At 63.9% G+C, this 19135-nt stretch carries 29 protein-coding genes and 1 other RNA gene; all 30 read right to left on the bottom strand.

The features are described from left to right. Positions 1 to 75: 75 nt before the first annotated feature. Positions 76 to 501: a hypothetical protein gene (locus DK459_RS00730; protein ID WP_110134379.1), complete on the bottom strand. Its 426-nt coding sequence runs from the start codon at positions 499 to 501 to the stop codon at positions 76 to 78. Beyond that, complete coding sequence (locus tag DK459_RS00725) at positions 498 to 872, bottom strand: hypothetical protein (protein ID WP_054489699.1); 375 nt, start codon at positions 870 to 872, stop codon at positions 498 to 500. Before DK459_RS00725 ends, DK459_RS00730 begins: the two co-directional genes overlap by 4 nt. A gap of 30 nt (positions 873 to 902) precedes the next feature. Next, positions 903 to 2327, bottom strand: coding sequence for a phage tail sheath subtilisin-like domain-containing protein (locus DK459_RS00720; protein ID WP_110134378.1), 1425 nt, complete (start codon positions 2325 to 2327; stop codon positions 903 to 905). 1 nt (position 2328) lies between these two features. Then, positions 2329 to 2553 carry a DUF2635 domain-containing protein gene (locus DK459_RS00715; protein WP_110134377.1) on the bottom strand — a complete coding sequence of 75 codons (225 nt, stop codon included), beginning with the start codon at positions 2551 to 2553 and terminating at the stop codon, positions 2329 to 2331. Positions 2554 to 2555: 2 nt separating this feature from the next. Further along, entirely contained in the window at positions 2556 to 3239 is a 684-nt protein-coding gene (locus DK459_RS00710; RefSeq protein ID WP_110134376.1) for a DUF1834 family protein, read from the bottom strand. Between the two features lie 2 nt (positions 3240 to 3241). Beyond that, positions 3242 to 3664, bottom strand: coding sequence for a gp436 family protein (locus DK459_RS00705; RefSeq protein WP_110134375.1), 423 nt, complete (start codon positions 3662 to 3664; stop codon positions 3242 to 3244). Between the two features lie 2 nt (positions 3665 to 3666). Further along, positions 3667 to 3945 carry a hypothetical protein gene (locus DK459_RS00700; protein ID WP_110134374.1) on the bottom strand — a complete coding sequence of 93 codons (279 nt, stop codon included), beginning with the start codon at positions 3943 to 3945 and terminating at the stop codon, positions 3667 to 3669. A 117-nt stretch (positions 3946 to 4062) separates the two neighbouring features. Further along, complete coding sequence (locus DK459_RS00695; protein ID WP_110134373.1) at positions 4063 to 4953, bottom strand: Mu-like prophage major head subunit gpT family protein; 891 nt, start codon at positions 4951 to 4953, stop codon at positions 4063 to 4065. A 44-nt stretch (positions 4954 to 4997) separates the two neighbouring features. Further along, complete coding sequence (locus DK459_RS00690) at positions 4998 to 5390, bottom strand: hypothetical protein (protein ID WP_110134372.1); 393 nt, start codon at positions 5388 to 5390, stop codon at positions 4998 to 5000. 46 nt (positions 5391 to 5436) lie between these two features. After that, positions 5437 to 6582, bottom strand: coding sequence for a phage protease (locus DK459_RS00685; RefSeq protein WP_199234246.1), 1146 nt, complete (start codon positions 6580 to 6582; stop codon positions 5437 to 5439). Positions 6583 to 6867: 285 nt separating this feature from the next. After that, positions 6868 to 7371, bottom strand: coding sequence for a phage virion morphogenesis protein (locus DK459_RS00680; RefSeq protein WP_158288266.1), 504 nt, complete (start codon positions 7369 to 7371; stop codon positions 6868 to 6870). 11 nt (positions 7372 to 7382) lie between these two features. After that, complete coding sequence (locus DK459_RS30905; RefSeq protein ID WP_233256736.1) at positions 7383 to 8642, bottom strand: phage minor head protein; 1260 nt, start codon at positions 8640 to 8642, stop codon at positions 7383 to 7385. Next, positions 8635 to 10230: a DUF935 domain-containing protein gene (locus tag DK459_RS00665; protein ID WP_110134369.1), complete on the bottom strand. Its 1596-nt coding sequence runs from the start codon at positions 10228 to 10230 to the stop codon at positions 8635 to 8637. The genes DK459_RS30905 and DK459_RS00665 overlap by 8 nt, the downstream gene beginning before the upstream one ends. Before the next feature lie 8 nt (positions 10231 to 10238). Then, the gene (gene terL / locus DK459_RS00660; RefSeq protein ID WP_110134368.1) at positions 10239 to 11906 is read right to left on the bottom strand and encodes a phage terminase large subunit; all 1668 of its coding nucleotides are present in this window, start codon (positions 11904 to 11906) and stop codon (positions 10239 to 10241) included. 3 nt (positions 11907 to 11909) lie between these two features. Beyond that, positions 11910 to 12413, bottom strand: a complete 504-nt coding sequence (locus tag DK459_RS00655; protein ID WP_110134367.1) for a DUF1804 family protein — start codon at positions 12411 to 12413, stop codon at positions 11910 to 11912. A 3-nt stretch (positions 12414 to 12416) separates the two neighbouring features. Continuing rightward, positions 12417 to 12635, bottom strand: coding sequence for a hypothetical protein (locus DK459_RS00650; protein ID WP_110134366.1), 219 nt, complete (start codon positions 12633 to 12635; stop codon positions 12417 to 12419). Further along, a complete protein-coding gene (locus DK459_RS00645) occupies positions 12632 to 12913 on the bottom strand; it encodes a hypothetical protein (RefSeq protein WP_054489728.1) in 282 nt (93 codons plus the stop codon). The genes DK459_RS00650 and DK459_RS00645 overlap by 4 nt, the downstream gene beginning before the upstream one ends. Continuing rightward, entirely contained in the window at positions 12910 to 13536 is a 627-nt protein-coding gene (locus DK459_RS00640; protein WP_110134365.1) for a hypothetical protein, read from the bottom strand. The genes DK459_RS00645 and DK459_RS00640 overlap by 4 nt, the downstream gene beginning before the upstream one ends. Next, the gene (locus DK459_RS00635; RefSeq protein ID WP_110134364.1) at positions 13533 to 13787 is read right to left on the bottom strand and encodes a hypothetical protein; all 255 of its coding nucleotides are present in this window, start codon (positions 13785 to 13787) and stop codon (positions 13533 to 13535) included. The genes DK459_RS00640 and DK459_RS00635 overlap by 4 nt, the downstream gene beginning before the upstream one ends. Next, positions 13784 to 14275 carry a lysozyme gene (locus tag DK459_RS00630; protein ID WP_110134363.1) on the bottom strand — a complete coding sequence of 164 codons (492 nt, stop codon included), beginning with the start codon at positions 14273 to 14275 and terminating at the stop codon, positions 13784 to 13786. The genes DK459_RS00635 and DK459_RS00630 overlap by 4 nt, the downstream gene beginning before the upstream one ends. A gap of 84 nt (positions 14276 to 14359) precedes the next feature. After that, on the bottom strand, positions 14360 to 14836 hold the full coding sequence (locus DK459_RS00625) for a Mor transcription activator family protein (protein ID WP_233256735.1): 477 nt from the start codon (positions 14834 to 14836) through the stop codon (positions 14360 to 14362). Then, positions 14833 to 15282, bottom strand: coding sequence for a regulatory protein GemA (locus DK459_RS00620; protein WP_110134362.1), 450 nt, complete (start codon positions 15280 to 15282; stop codon positions 14833 to 14835). The genes DK459_RS00625 and DK459_RS00620 overlap by 4 nt, the downstream gene beginning before the upstream one ends. Beyond that, entirely contained in the window at positions 15282 to 15587 is a 306-nt protein-coding gene (locus DK459_RS00615; protein ID WP_110134361.1) for a hypothetical protein, read from the bottom strand. Before DK459_RS00615 ends, DK459_RS00620 begins: the two co-directional genes overlap by 1 nt. Positions 15588 to 15598: 11 nt before the next feature. Beyond that, positions 15599 to 15661: hammerhead ribozyme type II (locus DK459_RS00610), an RNA gene on the bottom strand. 357 nt (positions 15662 to 16018) lie between these two features. Further along, entirely contained in the window at positions 16019 to 16633 is a 615-nt protein-coding gene (locus DK459_RS00605) for a DUF3164 family protein (protein ID WP_110134360.1), read from the bottom strand. A gap of 16 nt (positions 16634 to 16649) precedes the next feature. Further along, the gene (locus DK459_RS00600) at positions 16650 to 17021 is read right to left on the bottom strand and encodes a hypothetical protein (protein ID WP_110134359.1); all 372 of its coding nucleotides are present in this window, start codon (positions 17019 to 17021) and stop codon (positions 16650 to 16652) included. Positions 17022 to 17040: 19 nt separating this feature from the next. Further along, positions 17041 to 17379, bottom strand: coding sequence for a hypothetical protein (locus DK459_RS00595; protein ID WP_146221863.1), 339 nt, complete (start codon positions 17377 to 17379; stop codon positions 17041 to 17043). Continuing rightward, positions 17376 to 17768 (bottom strand): hypothetical protein, encoded by a 393-nt coding sequence (locus DK459_RS00590; protein ID WP_146221862.1) that lies wholly within the window; start codon positions 17766 to 17768, stop codon positions 17376 to 17378. Before DK459_RS00590 ends, DK459_RS00595 begins: the two co-directional genes overlap by 4 nt. Continuing rightward, positions 17752 to 18372, bottom strand: coding sequence for a hypothetical protein (locus DK459_RS00585; protein ID WP_146221861.1), 621 nt, complete (start codon positions 18370 to 18372; stop codon positions 17752 to 17754). The genes DK459_RS00590 and DK459_RS00585 overlap by 17 nt, the downstream gene beginning before the upstream one ends. Continuing rightward, the gene (locus tag DK459_RS00580) at positions 18369 to 19106 is read right to left on the bottom strand and encodes an AAA family ATPase (RefSeq protein ID WP_110134355.1); all 738 of its coding nucleotides are present in this window, start codon (positions 19104 to 19106) and stop codon (positions 18369 to 18371) included. Before DK459_RS00580 ends, DK459_RS00585 begins: the two co-directional genes overlap by 4 nt. Positions 19107 to 19135: the final 29 nt, after the last annotated feature.

Genomic DNA, 19135 nt, shown 5'->3' with positions numbered 1-19135 from the left:
TCGAATTGTCGGAATCCCTGGCCGTTCCGTTCAGTTCGGCCAGGGATTCCAGGTAGCCTTGCACCTGTTCAAAGGTCAGGCTACGGACGCGGTCCTCTGAGATGCCGTGCTTTCCGAGGACAAGGACGAGTTTTCGGAAGGTTCGCAGGCGACGTTCGGCAACAGCAGCTTTTTTTTTGCCTCGCTCATCTCCGCATAGATCACGTCCAGGTCCGTGGGGACCATCGTGGCCAGCAGCTCAAAGGTGATGTCATCCTCGGGGATGTCACCCAGGCGCTGCATGCACGCGGCGAACATGGCCAGGTCGAGGCGCGCGACCGATGCGTCCGGGTGGGCCTCCAGCGCGTCGATGTTGTCGCCCATGGTCGGCAAGCGCAGGGCGAAGTTGTAGTGCCGGCGGCCTTGGTACGGCACGCCGTAGACCAGCGTGCCGGTGGCCAGGACTTCCTTGTCCGGTTGCGTGACAGCACTCGTCTGCGCTTGATGGTTGGCGTTGGTCATTCATCCACCTTCTTGACGGCGAACATGGTGAGGGTACGGCGCGCTTCGTTGTCGACGGTGTATTGCTTGCCGACTTCGGACGTGCAGCAGTCCAGGTAGGTTTCGCGCTTACCGCCGGGCGAGGACGGAAACACCGTGATGGTTGCGCCGAAGATTTCGGCCCACTTGATGTCATCGTCAAAGGGAATCGGCACGGTGACGCGCAGGGAGTATTCCTTGATGCCCTTGGCCACACCGCCAATGTTGCGGCTGCGGTTCATCACCTTGACCGGCTTCATGCCCGTGCTTTCGGTCACGTCGATGTCGATGACTTCGACCTCTTTACCGTCCAGCTCCATGATGATGGCGCCGACGTATTCCTTGATTGCCATGGATGGCTCCTTTCAGGGTCCGAGGACCCGTTAAACGTACAGGTCGATGCGACCGGCAAAGACGTGCATGCCGTGAACGATGGGCGCGGGAATCGCCGCCACGCACATGCCCTTGTTTTGCTGGTGCTTCTGCACCACCAGGCGGTCCTTGTAGGTGTCGATGAGTTGCAGGATTTCCAGGTCCTCGCATTGGTACATGATTTCCAGCAGTACGGTGCGGACCTTGGGCGGCGTCTTTTCCGACAGCAGCTCGCGCGGGAAGCGCAGCGCCACGGCCTGGCGGCACGCCTTGCGGAAGTAGTGCAACGTGCGAAACACCGTGATGTCCAAGCAGGAGTCATCCTTGATGTTCTGTGCGTCGACCAGGTACGTGGAGATGGCGCGCACGATCTGCACGCGGTTGCCAGGGCCGACCACCAAGGGCGTCACGCCATTGAACAGGGCGTTCTCCTGTTCCTTGCGGCCCGGGTAATCCTCCTGGTCGATGATGTCCAGGCCCTTGATCTCCAGGTAGTTCAAGGGACGTGCCGGGTGTTCCTCGCTGGCCATGACGGCGGCATAGCCTGCGGCGATCTCGCCCGAACTACGCTTGGACTTGTTGTACCAGGCGAACGAAATGATTTGCGAGTTGACGACGCTGGCCACCGTGCTGGCGGCTGCCAGCGTGCCAGGAAAGCCTGCCACGCCGATGGCATCGCGCTGTTCCAGCGGACTACCCAGGTCCTCCAGGTGGTCGCGGAAGGCCAGCAGCGCGTCCTGGGTAGCGAACGGGCACACGCGGATTTCATACGACGACCCGAACGCGGCAGCGTACGCCGGGCGCAGGTCGGGATCGCCCATGCCGCCCGCCAGTTGCGTCTTGACCGTGTTGGTCGCGCCCGTGGAGTAACGGACTACGGCCGCGATCTTGATCTGGTTGCCGGACTCGCCCTTGTGCTTGGCCGTCACCTTGATCTTGCCATCGGCGGCGGTGGCCGTTACGGGCAAGGCGACCTGGTCATTGACCGCTGCGGCGACGGCGGTGGCCATCTCGGTGGCGGTCATACCCGTCTCCAGCGCCACGTCGACTGCCTCCGCTCCGACTTGAAACGTCAGGATGCCGCGCCCGGTGGCCGGTGCGGTGATTTCGACCTCGGCATCGGCGGCCTGGCCGGCAATGGCATCGTCCACCGTGATGAATGCGATTTGAGCATTCGGGTTCGCTTCGATGGCGCTGATGGCCATGCGATGCGCCATGGAACCGTTGCCGAAATAGACGGCGGCGTCCTTGTCGCTGAAAACGTCGACCACCTTGAGCGCCGGCACCATGCCGGTCGACAGGCGCTGCGCGTAGATCAGGATGCGCTGCTCGTTCGTCGGCAGGGACTGGCGGGCCAGCTTGGTGTTGAACTCGAAATAGACGCCCGGCTTGCGCGTGCTGACGGGAATCTGGTCCAGGTAGATGACATCAGCCATGTCAGGCTCCTTTCTTGGCGGTACGGGCGGCCGGGGCGTCGGCGGGCGGCGCTTGCTCGCCGGCTGGCGCGGGGTTGATCTCGACCAGGTCGCCGTCAGCCAGGCGGCGCAGGTAATAGGCCGTTTTTTCCACCGGCGTTTCCTTGTCGTCGGTGATGTACTTGCGTCCGTTGTCCTCACGCGGTACGCGCAGGCCAGGGGCGGCTTTGACATTGATGGTGGTCATCGTCATTCCTCGTTGAAAGACACCACATCGGTGGCATCAGGTGGGTCGGTATCGCTGCGACCGTCCAGTCGATAGTCCAACTGGATGGCGGAAAGCCACGGGTAGGGCGTGTCGGTCTTGCCGCCCGCCTCGGGAAAGATCAGGTCCGGGTCTTTCGCTTGCGGGTCGTCGACCTGGCCAGGGTCGGGGCTTGGCCAGCGCCCGTTCTCCAGGACCTGTTCAACCCACTTCACGTCAAACTCGATGGCATAGACCGAGCTGGCGTCGCTCTTGGCGCGACCGTTAAAGATCGGCCGTACCGCGCCAGGCTCCATCTGGCCAACATCGTCCAGGCCGAAGTCCTGGCCAGTCAGAAGCCGGCGCACGGCATAGATCAACTGATTGGTGCCGACCTCGCCACGGGCGCCGCTGCGTGCGGCCGATTCAGAGCGCACCGAGCGCTGGCCGACCATGACCGTAAAGCGGCCGCGCGCCAGGTACTTGTTGCGTGACGTGTTCATCCGCTTGGTTTCCTGGATGCCCAGGAACGCGACCCAGGCAGCGGGGAACTTGCGCACCACGTCGGCCAGCTCGTCGTCAAACTCGCCGCCGTAGGTCGCAACATCCTTGACCAGCTTGCCCAATCCTGCCTTGAGGCGTTCGACCATGGCGGCCTGGATGAGGTCAATCACCGTTGCGCGCACCATGGTCAGAAGGCCCCCGGTCCTTGCCGCGCGAAAACGCGCGAGCCTTGCACGAACTGCACGCCGCCGTCAGCGCTGGGCGTGATGCCGTTCTCGGCCGGTCCCAGCGTTACTTTTCCGCTGGCCACCAGCTCCAGGAACCGCACGGCGGCTTTGTAGCGGTCGTTGATGGTGTCAGTAACCTGGCGCTCATCTCCCGTCAGCACGTAGCGCGCGATGTCGCAGCAGATGCGTACCAGGTGCGGCGGGATGGGATTGAGCGGCAGGCGATAGCGTCCGCTGAGATAGGTATCGATCTCGGCGGACGCGGCGACCAGCGCGCCGCCCAGGATTTCCTGGTCGATTTCGCCCGTGTCCTCGGGATCGGTCAGGGCCAGCACCTCCCGGCGCGTGAACTGCCTGACCATGTCGGCGGTGGTCGCGTACATGGTTACTTCGCCGCGGTCGTCTTGCGAGCCTGGCCACGGCCGCCGGTAGCAGCCGGCGTGGTCGCGTCGGTCGGCGCGGGCTGGACGGTGTCCGCGTCCACGTCCAGCTCGTTGGCGACCAGGTTGGGGTCCGCCATGATCGCGTCCAGCTTCTTCTTGCCTTGAGCGCCCGTCAGCTCGTCCATGGGGATGTCGACGGCTTCCGCGCCGAACTGATAGCCCGCGCGGCGGAAGCTGTCGGTACGTGCCACGACGCGCAGCACCTTGATTTTCTCGGCCATATGGCCCTCCTGTGTTTGGTTCGGATGCCGCCGCCCTCGATGGCCACGGGCGGCGGGTTAATCGCTATGCCAGGCTTATGGCTTCGCCTGGACTTCTGGCTACGGCGGCGAGCGGGTCTAGGCCAGCCAGGGCGTGGTCAGCACGTCGACCACATCGCGGTTGATGTTGGTGGCACCGTTGGCGCTGCGCTCTGCCTTGACGACTTCCAGGGCGGCGGCACGGTCTTGCGGTGCCACAACCAGCAGCTTCGGACGGATGCCCAGCGGGTTGCCGTGGTCGCCTTTGATGGCTTGCATCTGCGCGTAGACATCGTTGAACGCGCGGCCGTCCAGCGGCTCGCGGCTGGCGAAGGCGAGTTGCCAGAGGCTGTAGCCGACGTTCAGACGGCCATCGGCGCCGTACACGAACTCGTTGTGCTTGAACACGGGTTCGTCCTTGACATCGGTCAGGGACGTAAAGGCGTAGTCCCGGCGTTTTTGCAGGATCAGAGGCTTGATGACGCGGCTTGTGTCCAGCAGGAACCAAGGCCGGCCGCTGCCGCCCTGGAAGTTGCTGACGGATGTGATGGCGCCTTCCTTGCCCACCGGGTGGTCGGTGTCAAAGAAGTACTGGCCGTCGTAGCAGGCGGTGTTAAAGCCTTCCTTCAGCAGCTTGAAGATCAGCAGGTCCGGATGCTCCTTGGCGTCCTGGCCGAGCTGGGCCATCAGAGGCGTAAACACGCCGTACGAATCGTCCTCGATGGCGTCGCGCTTGACCGCGACCGTGTTCTCGAACGTCTTGTTCTTGATGCGGTAGCCGTGGACCTTGAGGTTTTGGTAGACGCGCTCGCCGACCCACTCGCGGAACTGCGTGGATTGGCCCAGCCAGGGATAGACTTCCTCGCCCGTGGTGGAGGGGACGGGCGTGGCGATCTGTTCCCACGCCGGAACGGTGCCGGTGAACGCCTGCTGGAATGCGAGCTTGAAGCCCTGGAACAGGGCTGCCATGTTTTCGCGGTTAATGATCATGAATGCTCCGTATGCGGATAGAAAGGGGGGCTGACCTGGTTGGGTCAGAATTCGACCCAGACGCCGTCGGCGTCCACGTCGCGCACGGTGCCGGCGACGATGGCGGCGGCATCCTCGCCCACCAGGGCGACCGATTCGTCGTCGGTCGCCTTGACGCGCTTGCCGTAGGCCGCCAGGGTGATGCCGGCGGCGGCGGGCTTGAGCTGGAAGGTGCCGCGCCGCACGTCGATGGATTGCGCGCCGGCCGTGCCGTCGCGGTTGTCGATCTGTTCTTGGGCGATGCCCACGATGGCGACGGCGGCGGGGCTACCGCCCGGAACGGCGTTACCGTCAGCGTTCACGCCAACCATGCGGCCCGCGTAGAGGCGCACGCCGGCCGCCACCGGCAGGCGAAGGCCCAGGCCGTCGCGGCGCGGGGTGTTGCGGTCATTAGCCATGAGGTTTTCCTTGCTGAAATGCGGCCTGGTCGGGCCTGGTGGTGGATCAGTCGGTCGTGCGCGCAGCCTTGAACTTCGCCGGGTCCAGACCCATGCGAGTGCAGACGGCTATCTCGGCTTCGCTCAACTGCGAGCCGTCGCCGTTGGGCTTACGGCCGCCCGTCTGCGTGCCGGACAGCGCTGCGATGGCCGGTGCGTTTTCCAGATATGCCTTGAGCTGGGCGGGGTCCTTCATGCCCAGGTCCGTGGCCCAATCCTTGAGCGCCGGCAACAGTTGGCCGCTGGACAGCGCCGCCGTCACCAGCTCGCCGACCTCGCGGGCGCGGCCGTCCTTCTCCAGGGCCGCCACTTGTCCTTGCAGTGCCGTGAGGGCGGCCACCGGGACCCACTTGGCCGGGTCCGGGTTGCCGGCGTTGGACTTGAGGGCCACCACCTCCTTTTCCTTCTCTTTGACCTCGCCGGTCAGGGCGGCGACCTGGTCGGCGTCTTGCTTGGCCTTGGCGGTGTACTCGTTCAGCTTGGCCAGGATTTGTTCCTCGGTCGCGTCTTCGGGCAGGTTCAGCAGCGCCAACAGCGCTTTCAACAGTTCATCCATGGGGATTTCCTTGGGAGATTGAGCGGGATTGGGCTGCGCCCCGCCGTGCGCGATACCAGAAGCCAGAGCGCTGGCCGCAGCCAGGCGCACCGCGTCCATGTTGTCCAGCGCGGGATCGTTGGTCAGCGCGGCGTGCAGGATGTCCTGCGGCCGGCCTTGATCGTCGTAGGTGAAGACCGGCGAGATGTAGAGATATTCCTCGGCGTCGATATGGTCCTTTGCGCGTTTGGTCCAGTCGACCAGGGCAAAGACGCCCTTGCCCTCGCGCCACTCCAGAGACTTCATCCAGCCCGAGGCGGGCGCGGGCTGGCCGTTGTTCTTGGCGGCCAGGGTCTGATGCTCGTAGTCGATGACCAGACGGCGTTGGCGTGCGCTGAATCGTTCGATGAGGGCGCGGGCAATGTCGGCATCCATGCGCCAGGTGTCCACGTCCTGCGGCCGGCCGTCCGACGCGCGGAACTCGCCAGCGGGGAAAACCTGGATCTCATCTTGGCCAGCCTGGCCGGGACGCAACGCAATGCTGAGTGCGGCCACCATCGGCCTGGCGGCGACCCGCTGGGGCGCCTTGGGGTTGGGTTTGGTTCGGGTCGTAGCCATGACCGCCATGGTGCCGGGCGGTGCCGGCGGCGATCAGTTGAAAGACTTCAGTAGGCAGGGGTGGGGGAATTGACCGGATCGAGGGGGGAAATCCGCCGGATTTGCCGGTTTCGTGCAAACCGCAGGGGGGCCGACGGATGGCGATGGCGTTAAAAACGTTTTTAACGCGGGGTTAACGATGGGCTGGGATGGAATTGGTAGCGATACCGCACCCCACCCCCTTTAAATCGCTCCACGGCCCGATTTTGCGATTCTCGGATTTCCCGCCGGCCGGACCTGGTCGAACTATGCCGGGCCGCCCTTGAATGCGCCGGCCAGGTACTCTGCCACCAGCGCCTCGCTTTCGGTGGCGTCGTCGGTCGAAATGCCCAGGTACGGACGTGCCGGTATCTTGACCTGGCTGACCACGCGCCCGCCCACTTTCAGCGCCTTGGCCCGCTTGGGGCGGATGATGCCGCCGAACTGGTGAATGGCGGCGTACTCCAGGTTGCTGCCCACCAAGACCTGGTCCGGGAATACCTGCCAATGGATGGTGTTGCAAAGATAGCCGTTGAGCGTGAGGACCTTATCCTTGTTGGCGCGCTTGGATTCCCTGTACCACTCGGACAACGGCGCCCACGCGCTGCCGTCCGGGGCGGTCTGCGATCCAAAGCGGTCCTTGCTAGAGCTGGCCAAGTATTCGCCGATGCCGCGCAGGGCCGGTGTCATGTCCTTGATCAGCTCGTCCAGGCGCTTCATCGCCTCGGCAAACTGCGCGTCATTGACCTCCACGACCAGCATATGGGCCATTCGCTCGGCTCCTATTGCGTCTCGGCGTCGGCCGCGCCGTACCAGAGGTTGCCTTGACGCAGGCGGGCCAGCGCCGGGCTGTTGGTCACAGGCAACTGCGCCCATGCCTCCAGGTAGCCAGAACCGACCTGTGCGACCAATGCCGTCTCGGTGCCATCGGCCTGGCGGTAGCCCTTGATGAAATGCGTCCGCAGCACATACGCGCCCGACATGCGGTCGCGGAACAGGTTTTGCCACACCTCCCAGGGCTTGGTCAGAAGGTCGATCAGGATGGCCAGCAGCGGCAAGGGTTCGGCCTCCCTGGCCAAGGGCGCGGCCAGCGCCTGGGCGACCAGGGCAATAGGGATGTCATGGGACCGTACCAGGCGCGCCTGGCCGCCCAAGACCTGCGCGACCTGGTCAACCCACGGCGCGGTCGTTTTAACGGCGTCGCCGGGCAGGATCGGGGCGGCGGTGGTGGGGATGGCCTGCGGCCTTCCGGCCGAGCTGGGCGGGCCGGGCAACACTGGTTGCCACCGGGACGGCGCCAGGTCGGGCGCGTGTTGCATCGCGTCCTCCGCCCGCCGGCCGAGGACGCCTTGCGGCACCGTTGCGCCAGGCGCGTATTCAAAGCCGGGGTCTATCCCTTCGGGTACGCGCACCGTGCGCGGGGTTGGTCCATGCTGGCCGATGACCACCTCATGCACGGGAATGTCCGGGGCCTGGTCCGGGCTGTCCTTGCCCAGCTTGCGCAATTGCCGCTCGGTCAGCGCTCGGATCGAACACTGGCACCCCCAGCCATTGGGCGGAAAGAACGTGTCCCAAAACGGATCATCCCAGCGCAAGACCAGACCATCGAGCGCCAGGTGTTCCGGCCGAGGGTGCTTGACCGCGTCGGAATGCACGTACATCCAGTACGGATGCGTTTCTGTCATGCTCAAGAGCTGTTCGCGCCGGCCGGCGGCAAAGCTCGTAAACATGTTGGTTTCGTAGATGACACGGCTGCGCCAGTTGCGCGAGCCGTTGTAGTCCCAGCCGTGCGCCGTCACGATCCGGTCAAAGTCCTTGCGGAAGGACTCCAGCGACTTGCCCTCGGATATCGCCTTTTCCACGGACTCAAAGAAGTCCTGCACCAGCGCTTCCCGCGTGGCTCCGGCGATGACAAAGCCGTGGTCATGGCCCGCCGTGTAAAGCTGCGTCCAGGATTCGGACGGCAGCGGCACCTTCCGCTGAAAGAAGGCGATCTGCTCGGCGAAAGGGACCCGCCCCACGGCAAGGGTCGGGCTAGCCACGGGCCTGGTCCAGGATATCGACACGGCCAGCCAGCGCCGCCGCCGTCAGCGCCTCGGCCAGCAGCGCCGCATATTCATCAATCGCCATCTCGGGAGCCAGGGCCAGCAGCCCGTCCCGGACTTCCTGCAGGTCCTTGGCCTGGTCGACCAGGTCGCGGACCTTGGCGATCCAGTCGTCCATGGTCGGGGCGGCCTGCGCAGCCAAGCGCGCGACCTGGCCGGTGGCCGTCGCCGTGCCGGCCGGCGCTGTGCCGGCGGTCCCCGTCAGTGCTGCCACGGCAGCGCCGAGCTGGGAAGTTGCCGCAGCCAGCCCAGCCGCATCGGCCGCGCCTGGCGATGGCCGTTTAACCAGGACGGCCTGGCCAGCCGCAGGCTTGGGGATGTTGGCCCGTTCATGCGCCCAGTCCACGGGGATCTGCATGCCGGCGTCAACCAGGCGCGGTAGCGCCTGCGACAGCGTGCGCAGGTCATCGAAACGCCGCGTGTCAAAGCGGAACTCCGGCGGGCGTCGGCCGGCCGCGCCGGCAATATTGAGCATGCGCATCGGGCCAATGACATGCCGGTTGACCGTGGCGGCGAGCTGGCGGGCGTCGGACACAAGCAAGTCGTGGCGGACCTCGTTGTGAACATTGCCCAGGGCATTGGTGGACGATTTCCCATCGGCCTGGCTGGTCAGCGTACCGCCCAGGATGACTTTCGATTGCGTGCGCTCGCACCAGGCAATCATGGCCTCAAAGGGTTCCTGCGTTCCCTGGGCCGCGTTCTGAAAGTCGATCACCATCGAATCGGGGATGATGCCGGCGGCGTTGTGGCCGATTCCGGCGACAGCAGCCAGGAGCGTGGCTTTCTCCCTATCGGTCGTGCCGGCCGGATACTTGCCCACGCGCAGCGGCAAGCCGTAGATTTCCAGGAACTCGGCCAGGTCGCGGACGGAATAGTTTTTGAACAGGTACGGCCAAGCCAGGGTGCGGTGCAAGCCCGCCCGCGTCAGGTATCCCGAACGGGCCTTGTGCTGGTGGACCACCCACCCCAGGGGCCAAAGCTCCTGTCCGTGCGCCGTGCCATCGCGCAGACGCAGCGCATTGCCGTCATGGGGCAGCGTCTGAAACCAGCGCTGCGGCCGGTGATGAAAGGCGCGCTGCAAGGTGTAGGGGCCAACCTGGTGCCATTCCACCTCAATCGGGGCGAAGCCATGGCCCACCGCGTCCATGCAGTCCAGCGTGAATTCATCGAACGCGGGCAGCTCCGACATCAGCTCGCGCACGATGGCGGTGTCGCGCTTTTCCTCGTCGGTTGCATTGAGCGGTTCGTGGACCTCCCAATCCAAGGTCAGGATGGCGCGCTTTCGCTTGGCCATCTCGGACATGATGTGTCCGTCCTTTTCCTCCATGTCCGAAAAGAGGTCAGCTTGCGCCACCATGTTGCCTTGCTCGGCATCCTCCAGAATGCGATGCAGACGTTGCGGGGTCAGGCCGCGTGACGGATGTTCGGCCCATTCACGCGGCACCCATCCCAGGCGGGCGCTTTGGGGTTCGTGCAGGGCCTCCCGGTTTATCGGGCGGCCTCGGGAGTCAACGAGTTGAGTCATAGGGTTTCCTACCAGGCCCCCACGTCGCGCCAGGCGACGTCTGTGACGTCATCGTCTTTCGCGTCATGGGAGCGCTTGTTAGCGGGCGTGTATTCAAAAACTCCGAAGCCAGTCGTAGCGGCCATCCAGAGCATCTGTAGGGCGTCGGGGCCGTCGTCGTGATCGGCCATGGGCCAATGGGTCAGTTGGCTGTTGAGGGTCTTTTGCGACGGATGCAGACGGATGAGGCCGTTGGCAACGTGCGGCTGTATCGACGCGATGCGCAAATCCTTGTCTGAGGATGGCGTGATGCCTCGCGCCGGCACGGGGACGCCGCGCTCGGCGGATCGCTTGACAAGCTCGGTGCGCAGAAATTCTTGGAACTGGACCGCCTCCACCACCCATAGGAGACAACGGTACTCGCGTTGCAGGGCGATCACGTCGCTGATGATCTTGTCCGGCACGCGCTTGCCAATCTTGGCTTCCACAACGTCCAGGATGCCCGTGACACGGTTAAAGCCGCCCACCAGCAGCGCGGATGGGTCGCGCCGGTTCCCGGCCTTACCTAGGCTCGGATCGCATGAGCCATAGAAAAGCCAATCCGCCAGGCGGTTCACCCAAAAAGTGATGACGCCAGCGAATGGAGCGTTGTCACCCGCGACAGGATCGTTTTGCAGCTCGGAATCGAAGGCGTCATGCCCGTCCCGAGCGCGAATGATCATCAGCGACAGGATGGGGCGGGCGGCCGGCCAGGACACCACCGCGCCCTCGATCATCTCGGCTTCGTTGGCCGCATAGAAGAGGCGCGCGTTGTCCGGCCCCTCGTTGCGATACAGCTCCTCCCATTGGTCCCACAGGTCCATACGGTTGGGCCACGTGATGACCGCCTGAAACTTGATGCCGCGCCAGAAATGGTTCTTGAGCAAGCGCGACAGCACCGAGTCATAGTGCAGGACAGTGCCGATGATGACCACGTCCAGCTTCTCGCCCGGGCCGGCCAGCTTCATGACCGACTTGGCCAGCCAACCTTGCAGCTTGTCGCGCTGCTCGGGCGAGCGGACGTTTTCATCGTTTTCCAGGTCATCGCCCACGACCAGGTCGGGGCGGTGCGGCCCGTGGCGACGGCCACGAATCCGCTTGCCCGCGCCAAACACCTCCACCATGCGGCCGTTCTTGGTGATGATCTTGCCAACCTGCCAGGTGCTGCCCTGGCCCGCCGACTCGGGAAAGTCCATAGCCAGGCGCGGGTTGCTTTCCAGCTCGGCCTTGATGGCCTCCAGCATCACGGCCGATTGCTCAAAGGCGTCCATGACGATGACCGGATACCACTTGCGCTCGGTAATGACGCACCAAAGAACGAATATCTGGCTGGTAATGGTCGACTTGGCCTCGCCACGGGGCGCGGCGATCACGTCCGATTGCGAGTCGGGCGCGGCGACCATCGCCGGCAGTCGCTTGTACAGGTAATCATGCAGCAAGCTGTTTGCCTTGCTGATGTAGTGCGGAAAGTAGGTACGGGCGAAATACTCAAAATCGTCCCATGCCCTGGCCCTGCGCTCGCGCGCGACCTCGGGGTCAGGATTGAAGCCGGAAACCTCGGCTTCAATCATGGCCCGCATGCCTGCGGCCAGTTGCATGACCTCGGTGAGGAACGCTTTGCGGCTCGTTCGCTTGGCCTTGATTTCAAAGCGAGCCATGCGCTACCCGCCGAAATTGTTGGCCAGCACCTCGCCGAACGGCTCCAGAATCTGGACGAACGCGGTAGCGTGCTTGGGGTGGTTCTGCTGGATGAACTCCGCCAGCAGTTGGACGACCTGCATGGCCGTGGCCAGCTCGCTGGTTTCCGGCAAGATGCGCTTGGACGCCGATACCGTCTTGTTGTACGCATCGGCGAGACTGGACAGCATCTGTACCTTGGCGGCCGGCTTGATGTCGGTGTCAACGCTTACCGCGTCCATCGTCGCCTGGTACTGCATGACAAGGCCCGCCAGCATCTGACGGGCGATGTTCTCGATGCCACCACCGGAAAGAAGCTGCGCGGCCTGCGCCTTATCCCAATCGTCGCCGTCCTTGGCGGATTGGCTTTTCCAGCGCGCGGCAGTCGCATAGGAAACGCCGGCCTTCAGGGCCGACACTTCCAGCGACAAACGGTCGTACACGTAGGCACGCCGTACCGCGTCACGGGTTTCCTTGGGATGGGCCATGCGCTACAGGCCCAACTTTGCTTTGGCCAGGGCCACGCCCACGGCGATAATCCCGCCCGTCAAACCGCCAGCGGTAGCGCCGTACACCACGGCGTCCTTGCGCACTTCCTGACGCATGCGGTCAAGCTTGCCGTCCAGGTTGTCGAGCTTTCCGTCCACGCGGCGCAGTAGCTGCAATTGTTCGTCGGGGCCTGCGTCGTTGGGCTTGTCTTTGGCGGTCATGCTTGTTTGTCCTGTTTGGAGTCCAGTTTGTCGGTCATGCGGTCTAGCTTTTCTTCGATGCGGCGCATAAGCGCTTCCAGCTCGCTGCGCCGCGCATAGTCGCTCGCCTCACGCGCGAGCTGTTCGCGTAGCTCGGCCACCTGGACCTTGAGCGTTGCGACCTGTTGCGCGTTTTCCTTCTGATCGCTTTGCACGCGACGAGTCCACATGCCGACCAGGCCGGCAATGACCATCACCACGACGCTAAAGAGTTGCGCGCCGCCGATCTCGATCATCATGGCGTCTTCCCTTCATCCAGGTCCAAGATGGCATTGAGCTGCGCCGCGAGCTTCTTGCAGACGGCGGCGTTGTCGATGTGGTTGTCCAGCACGTCGGCCTGGCTTACGGTGCTGCGGGCAAGGTCTGCGGGGTCGATTCCACCGAGGGCACCAGCGGCTTGAATGCCGGCGGCCGTTCGCGCAGCGGGGCCGGCAGCCGCAGGGGCTTGGGGCATTCGTATGCCGAGGGCGGCGTTGTAGTCGCGCACCCAGCCAACAGTGAAAGGACGATCAGGCAGGGCAACAGGTGCCGCACCGGGCTTTTCGATATAGACAGTTGAGACATGGGGGACTCGCTTCTTGAGGTCATTGGAGAGCTTGGCGTTTTCCGCGTTGGCGAAAAGAAGCTTCTCGGACAGGGCGTCACCGCGCTCTTGCTCGGCGCGCAGCTCGCGCAGATGCTTGGCCTGGGCGTCGGCCGTGGCCTGGCTCTGCTGGGCGAGATAGGCGTTGTGGCTGGCCTGCGCCTGCGTCGTGGCATACCCATAGCCGTGCATATAACCGCCCACACCGACGGCCACCACCAGCACAAACCAGGCGGTGGTGGCGTCGATGCCCAGCCAGGACAGCAGCCGGGCAATCATTGCTTGCCCTCGGTGTCGTCGGCAGGATTCACGGGTTGCTGCAAGCAGGGCTGATCCACGTAGCGTAGGGCTGCGATCAGCACGCCCAGCGCCATCGAAATCCAGGCGAAGCGGGATTCATCCACTAGGGACCGGAACAGCGGCAGCAGCTCGTAGGCGGCCGATGCTACCGCCAGGACCAGGCCGAGGATGACGGTGTAGGAGCGATGGAGCCGGCGCCAGCTCTTGGTCAGTCGCGGGCGGCGCTTCACGACCAGGCCCCGGTCAGGAACAATTGCCGCTCGGCGCGGCGCCGACGCTCCAGGCCACGCAGCGGCACGCCACCCGAGTAAATCCATTTCAGGAATTCCTCTGCGGCCCCTACGTAGTCGCGGGCCAGCACCTTGCGGGCCAGGGTGGACGGCTGGCCGTTGGTCAGCACGAACAGGCCGGATTTGATGCCGCGCTTGCCGGGGCCGACGTTGTAGAGGAATGACACCAGCGCATCGAACTGGCCGCGCGTGAGGGGGACTCCGTCAAAGAACTTCTTGACGGCGTTCTCACGCTCGATGAGGTCTTGCGCCAGCATGGCGTCCGCAACCGCTTGCGTGATGACCAGGCCCTTGTATACGTCCAGGCCCGTGTGGCCCCAGCCGATTGTCCAGACCTTGCCGGTAGCGTCCCAATACGCGATCAGGCGGCACCCTTCGAAATGTTCGATGAGGGAGACGCCGGCCTCGGAAGTCTTGTCAGGGTGCATATTCGTGTCCAATAGTTGCTGGACACGACTATCCCAGCGCGGCCCTTATGGCGCGCCGTGAATTACTTCAGTAGGTGGGGGGGCTTAGAACAGCCCGAGTTGGCCAGCGGCCCGGATGGCGTTCTCGCCGTCGCCGTGGCGGTCGGACATTTTGAGAATCGACCAGATGTGTCGGTCGGCATAGCCGTAGCGCACGGCCAACACCGCGACGGCCTGAACCGCCGACGTGTCGCGCGTAAGGCGGTCGAAGGTCTGCCGAATTTGGCGATAGGTGTATTCAAGAAGCGCTGCGCGGCAGCGCGGGATATAGAGTTTGTCGCCCGCGAAGTGCCGTACCATGGCCGCCGCGGCGTCCGGCCCGATTACTTCGGCCAGCGCTTCAAACTTTGCTTCCCCATCCCGGGTTTGCCGCATAGGCACTTCAAAGGTCGTGCCGCCAAGCTGACGCACCAGGTCCGAAGTTGCGCGCAGGCCAATTACCCCGATCAGCGTTTGCACGATGGGCGGCAACAGGCTGGAAACCTCGGACAGTTCGATAGGGCTGGCGGCGGGGCTTTTCACGGATAAGCCCGTCCATGTCGTTCAGCATCGATGGCCAGGGCAGCGATCAACTTGGAAAGCGCCTGCTCATCGCAGAATTCCAAGGCATCCACCTTGGCGATGCGCTTGACCATTCCGTCCAAGTACCTACGGTCCCGGCCGGCTGCCGATAGCTGGGCGGTCAGCTTGGCCAGCAGACGCTGGCGAGAGATGCCCACGCGGTCCAGTTTCCTGCGTGCCACGGATTTGACGCCCAGGCGGGCGAAGTGGTCCAGGACGCGGCGCAGCTCCACGATGTCCATATCCGAGCAACTGCCTTTTCCGGTTTGCGCTCGCAGCATGGTGCGGTACTCGTCCTCGCTCATGCCAGCCTGATTCTTGAGCGCGTGGATAGCGCTGATTGCCTTCTTGCGCGCCAACATCAGGGAGCCTTGCTTGGGCTGCATGCGTTTGACAATGGCGTTCATTACTTCAGCTCCAGGCGGCGCGTGGGGTTTACCTGGACGGCGCGGGGTGTTCGCTTGCGCCCACTCGCCGGTTCCGAGTATCCCTCGGGCATTCGGATTTGATCCGCACGCACAAGGGAAAATTCCACGCGGGGCTGCTCCTTCGCGATGAATTGCTCATCGTGCCCGACGTAGTCGCGGTCGCATCCGATGGCGTGCTGCATCGCCTCCAGCACGCGCATTCCCTTGTCCGCCGGCATCAAGAAGTCTTGATAGCCGATGGTGACACGGCACATTGCGCCGCCTTGCTTTTTGGTTGTGGCCATCTCGGGTTCCTCTTTGGCTGCTCATCAGTGCCAGACCACCACATCTGACAGACCGCCTTCCGGCGGTTTCGCCACGCTCTATCCTCTATTGACCCACCGCAGCCCGTTGTGCCCGGGTGCGCTTGCGCCTATGGTTGGCCAGGTACGCCTGGCGCTCGGGGTCCTCTTTGTCGCAGGCTCGGCAGCGCGAGCGGGGCCGGCCTCGATCCATAAAGAAGAACTCGCCATCGGCCGGCCAGAAGCACTTACAGCCTGTGCATAGGACTTCGCGGCCCAGCTCGGTTTCCATGCTTTCACGCATCGTTTCATGCTCCAGAAAATGCCGGGGCCGCACACACCCCGCCCGGCCAGGGTCCTGAACCGCGCACGTTTACCCGCGTGCGCCCGTCGACGGCTGACGGTAGGTCGGGGCCAAGGGGCATGTAGGCGCGTCAGAGCGCCGCAAAGTCCAGTGGGATGGCCACGTACTCGTCCGACCCTTCCGCGCGCTCGTAGAAGCGGATATAGGGCTTGCTGCCGTCCACGCGCACGCTATCGCTGATGGCGGTCATCGCGCGCTGCCACTTCTCGTCCTTGATTTCCAATCGACGCAGGCCCAGCACGCGGCCCGTGTTGATCTGGCCTTCCTGGTCGACGCGGAACGCATCGTTGACCAGCACCTTGATCTCGTCGCGGCTGCCTTCGGACCAGTCCATGATGCACTCGTCAATCAGCGCCTTGGCGGCCTGCAAGCGCTCATCGAACGTCAGGCGCTCCTGCACCTGGCGCACGACCTTGTAGCGGCCGCTGTAGCTGGTCAGAGTCACATTGCCTTTTTTGCCACCGGCCCTCACGCCGTACTGTTCCTGGCTGATCGCAACGAACGATTCCACGTCAGCAAAGACGGAGCCTTTGAGCCGGGCCAAGTTGGCGCTCTGTTCTTTCACGGCGGCAATCATGCGTTCGATGGTCTGGTCGCGCAGCTTGTCGATGTCGCTAACCATGGACTCGGGGACCAGGCTACCGTCCGCGCGTTGGCGGTAGCCGCTGGGGATAGAAGTGTTCATGCAGTTTCCTTTCTGCTTAGTGGTAAGAGGGGGCCTGCGGCGGGGTGCCGTAGCCGCTGCTGACCGCGAACTCGCGGCCATTCCAGGGCAGCAGCTTTCTGCCCATCTGATTGGATGCAAAGCGCGACATGTGACCCAGGGCGCTTTCCGAGATGCAGCCCATCGCATGCAGGGATTGGGCGATGCCCAAGCTGGTGCCGTAGTTGGCGAACATCTGGAGCGGACTTTCCTCCGGGTCTGCCGGTTGTTGCAGGTCGAAGTACGCCCGCACGCACCGGTCAAGCTCGGGTGTCCACTCGGCGTTTTCCTGCGTCAACTGCTCGTACAAGGCCCGGTGTGCCGTGTTATCGGCCTGCGCGTCGGCCATCGTTTCGTGTCGGTTGCTCATGAATCCGTCTCCTGTGCGATTACTGCGGGGTCGTCCAGATGGCGCGCACGCCAAACACCGATGCGCTATGACGCTGGGTGGCGACGTTGTGGGTACTGCCACCAGCCGCGCCCATAAGCTGCTCGGCCTGGTGGGGAAGGATTGGCCCGAGGTCGACCACCGGGGCGCCGTCATCGTTCGGTGCCACGTCCTGGTCCGCGATGCGCAAGCCCAACTTGCGCAGTTCGCGGCATGCCGCGTTGATCGTGGCCAGGCGCGCCTGGATATCCAGGGTGAGGATGGCGGGCTTGTGGATGGCGCTTTCCCGGAACAGGGATTGATCGCTGACCATGCGTGAATCGTTCGCTGCGTTCATCATTGAAATTCCCCGATGATCTCGGTTGAGGGGTGGGCCTGCTGGTGTACGTACTTGGCGCGGTGCGGGCATGCTTGGCATGCACGCCAGTGGCGTAGCTCGCGCGGGTTGTTGATGGGCGGGGTTTCGCGGTCGGCGTGGCCTCGGCACTCCGCGCCGGTGATGACCGTGGCCTGGCCGTGAAACTCGGTCAGGAACGGGCAATGGACCTTGGTGAATGCCTGGATGGCCTTCTCGGCCAGCTTGGCCACGCTGGCCTTGCCCGTGCCGTAGGGACCGCATTGGTTGATGACCTGGGACAGGGCGGAGCGCGAGCAATTCATGCGCTTGGCCGTCTCGGTGATGTTGGATGCCTGGACCTCGGCACGCACTAGATCAAGCCACGACGCCATACTCGCGTTCCTCGTTCGGGTCATAGACGCAGTCCTTGCCGCGCCGGGTCGGTGCCAGCGGGCCGGTGTCACGCACCAGCAAATACCGCTTGAAACCGTTGCTGGTGGGCTTGCTGCCCGGCTCGCGCCGCATGTCGGCCAGGTAGCCGGTGGCGCGCAGCGCGCGCAGGTACTTCTGCACGTTGTTGGTCGCACACTCGATTTCCTTCTCGGTCGCATCGCCATCGCACAGCAGCGCGACGACCTCCGGCACCGAAGCCTTTTGACGGATGCGCAGCAGCCGCCAGACCTTTTCACGCAGCGAGCCGGCGGTGTTGCGCGCCTTGCCGCTCGGCCCTTTCGGGCCGCTCTTGAGGTTGGCGCCCGCCTCCAAGGCAATGCGGCCCTCGGCCGTCAGGCGATACTTGCCAGGTTTTACTTTGCCGTCGGCGTAGGTCTGACGCGCGAGATAGCCATGGGTCACCAGCTTGTCGCAGGCATTGGCCACCTGTTTGCGGTCTAGCGCGGATTCGCGTGCGATGCTGTCCAGGTCGACCAGGTCGGTGGCATCGACCAGCCGATGCAGCGCCGCCATGACGGCCTGCGATGTCCATACGTGACTCATGCAACCCTCCCAGGAACGCGCGAGCGCCGACCCTGCCAGTCGTGGCACAGGGGGATATCCTTGATGTTCTCGGCCTTGACCTCGGCCAGGCCATTGGTGGTGGCCAAGCGCTCAATGGCGGCAATCCCGTTCATGACCAGGCGCATGCGGCCTTCCGATTGCCGATGCAGTTCTGCGATGACGGCATCGGCAATCTTGACTTCGGCCAGTTGGCGCGCGGTCAGCAGTACGTCTTGCTGCGTCAGCGGCTGGAAGTGAACGACCTGCGCCACGCGGCTGGATATCTGCGGGTAACGTGCAATACGGCTTTCGATAGTCTCCATGCCGACCAGCACCACCAGGACTTCGGTGAGGTCGGAGATATCGCGCACGCATTCCAGGATGGACGCGGTCGTGCGCACAGTGAATTCCGCCTCATCAATGACGATGGGGGTTTGGCGTTGGGCGACGTGACCGATGATGCGGGCCTGCACTTCCTGGTTGCGGCCACTGCTCGACAGCTTCAAGGTATCGGCCATTTCGGAAAGCAAACCGCGCTTGGTCCAGGTTTCTTTGGCACGCAGGTAAATGGCGTTGGTGTCCATGGCGAAACGGTCAACCGTCTCGCTCTTGCCCAGGCCGGCCGGGCCGGTCACAAGCAAGATGGACGCCTCGCGCGCGCCGCGCTGCTCGACGGCCTTGACCGCCTCCACGAAGCGCACGTAATTGCTGTTTTGGACAAAGGCTTTTTTCATGGGGTAATATCCTCCTGACTCTCTCAAAG

The sequence above is a fragment of the Achromobacter sp. RW408 genome (assembly GCF_003184165.1).
Classification (GTDB): Bacteria; Pseudomonadota; Gammaproteobacteria; order Burkholderiales; family Burkholderiaceae_B; genus Achromobacter; species Achromobacter xylosoxidans.
The sequence above is the reverse complement of the archived record's forward strand: the minus strand, read 5'-3'. Positions and strand labels throughout refer to the sequence as shown.

Bases quoted from the DNA above. Each gene is read 5' to 3' on its own strand.
- DK459_RS00605 (WP_110134360.1), bottom strand. From the start codon at position 16,633: ATGAACACTTCTATCCCCAGCGGCTACCGCCAACGCGCGGACGGTAGC.
- DK459_RS00630 (WP_110134363.1), bottom strand. From the start codon at position 14,275: ATGCACCCTGACAAGACTTCCGAGGCCGGCGTCTCCCTCATCGAACAT.
- DK459_RS00665 (WP_110134369.1), bottom strand. From the start codon at position 10,230: ATGACTCAACTCGTTGACTCCCGAGGCCGCCCGATAAACCGGGAGGCC.
- DK459_RS00615 (WP_110134361.1), bottom strand. From the start codon at position 15,587: ATGGCCACAACCAAAAAGCAAGGCGGCGCAATGTGCCGTGTCACCATC.
- DK459_RS00580 (WP_110134355.1), bottom strand. From the start codon at position 19,106: ATGAAAAAAGCCTTTGTCCAAAACAGCAATTACGTGCGCTTCGTGGAG.
- DK459_RS00690 (WP_110134372.1), bottom strand. From the start codon at position 5,390: ATGGCTAATGACCGCAACACCCCGCGCCGCGACGGCCTGGGCCTTCGC.
- DK459_RS00710 (WP_110134376.1), bottom strand. From the start codon at position 3,239: ATGGTGCGCGCAACGGTGATTGACCTCATCCAGGCCGCCATGGTCGAA.
- DK459_RS00650 (WP_110134366.1), bottom strand. From the start codon at position 12,635: ATGACCGCCAAAGACAAGCCCAACGACGCAGGCCCCGACGAACAATTG.
- DK459_RS00730 (WP_110134379.1), bottom strand. From the start codon at position 501: ATGACCAACGCCAACCATCAAGCGCAGACGAGTGCTGTCACGCAACCG.
- DK459_RS00585 (WP_146221861.1), bottom strand. From the start codon at position 18,372: ATGAGTCACGTATGGACATCGCAGGCCGTCATGGCGGCGCTGCATCGG.
- DK459_RS00685 (WP_199234246.1), bottom strand. From the start codon at position 6,582: ATGGCTACGACCCGAACCAAACCCAACCCCAAGGCGCCCCAGCGGGTC.
- DK459_RS00680 (WP_158288266.1), bottom strand. From the start codon at position 7,371: ATGGCCCATATGCTGGTCGTGGAGGTCAATGACGCGCAGTTTGCCGAG.
- DK459_RS00720 (WP_110134378.1), bottom strand. From the start codon at position 2,327: ATGGCTGATGTCATCTACCTGGACCAGATTCCCGTCAGCACGCGCAAG.
- DK459_RS00600 (WP_110134359.1), bottom strand. From the start codon at position 17,021: ATGAGCAACCGACACGAAACGATGGCCGACGCGCAGGCCGATAACACG.
- DK459_RS00655 (WP_110134367.1), bottom strand. From the start codon at position 12,413: ATGGCCCATCCCAAGGAAACCCGTGACGCGGTACGGCGTGCCTACGTG.
- DK459_RS00590 (WP_146221862.1), bottom strand. From the start codon at position 17,768: ATGGCGTCGTGGCTTGATCTAGTGCGTGCCGAGGTCCAGGCATCCAAC.
- DK459_RS00700 (WP_110134374.1), bottom strand. From the start codon at position 3,945: ATGGCCGAGAAAATCAAGGTGCTGCGCGTCGTGGCACGTACCGACAGC.
- DK459_RS00705 (WP_110134375.1), bottom strand. From the start codon at position 3,664: ATGTACGCGACCACCGCCGACATGGTCAGGCAGTTCACGCGCCGGGAG.
- DK459_RS00645 (WP_054489728.1), bottom strand. From the start codon at position 12,913: ATGATGATCGAGATCGGCGGCGCGCAACTCTTTAGCGTCGTGGTGATG.
- DK459_RS00725 (WP_054489699.1), bottom strand. From the start codon at position 872: ATGGCAATCAAGGAATACGTCGGCGCCATCATCATGGAGCTGGACGGT.
- DK459_RS00595 (WP_146221863.1), bottom strand. From the start codon at position 17,379: ATGATGAACGCAGCGAACGATTCACGCATGGTCAGCGATCAATCCCTG.
- DK459_RS00620 (WP_110134362.1), bottom strand. From the start codon at position 15,282: ATGAACGCCATTGTCAAACGCATGCAGCCCAAGCAAGGCTCCCTGATG.
- DK459_RS00695 (WP_110134373.1), bottom strand. From the start codon at position 4,953: ATGATCATTAACCGCGAAAACATGGCAGCCCTGTTCCAGGGCTTCAAG.
- DK459_RS00715 (WP_110134377.1), bottom strand. From the start codon at position 2,553: ATGACCACCATCAATGTCAAAGCCGCCCCTGGCCTGCGCGTACCGCGT.
- terL (WP_110134368.1), bottom strand. From the start codon at position 11,906: ATGGCTCGCTTTGAAATCAAGGCCAAGCGAACGAGCCGCAAAGCGTTC.
- DK459_RS00640 (WP_110134365.1), bottom strand. From the start codon at position 13,536: ATGATTGCCCGGCTGCTGTCCTGGCTGGGCATCGACGCCACCACCGCC.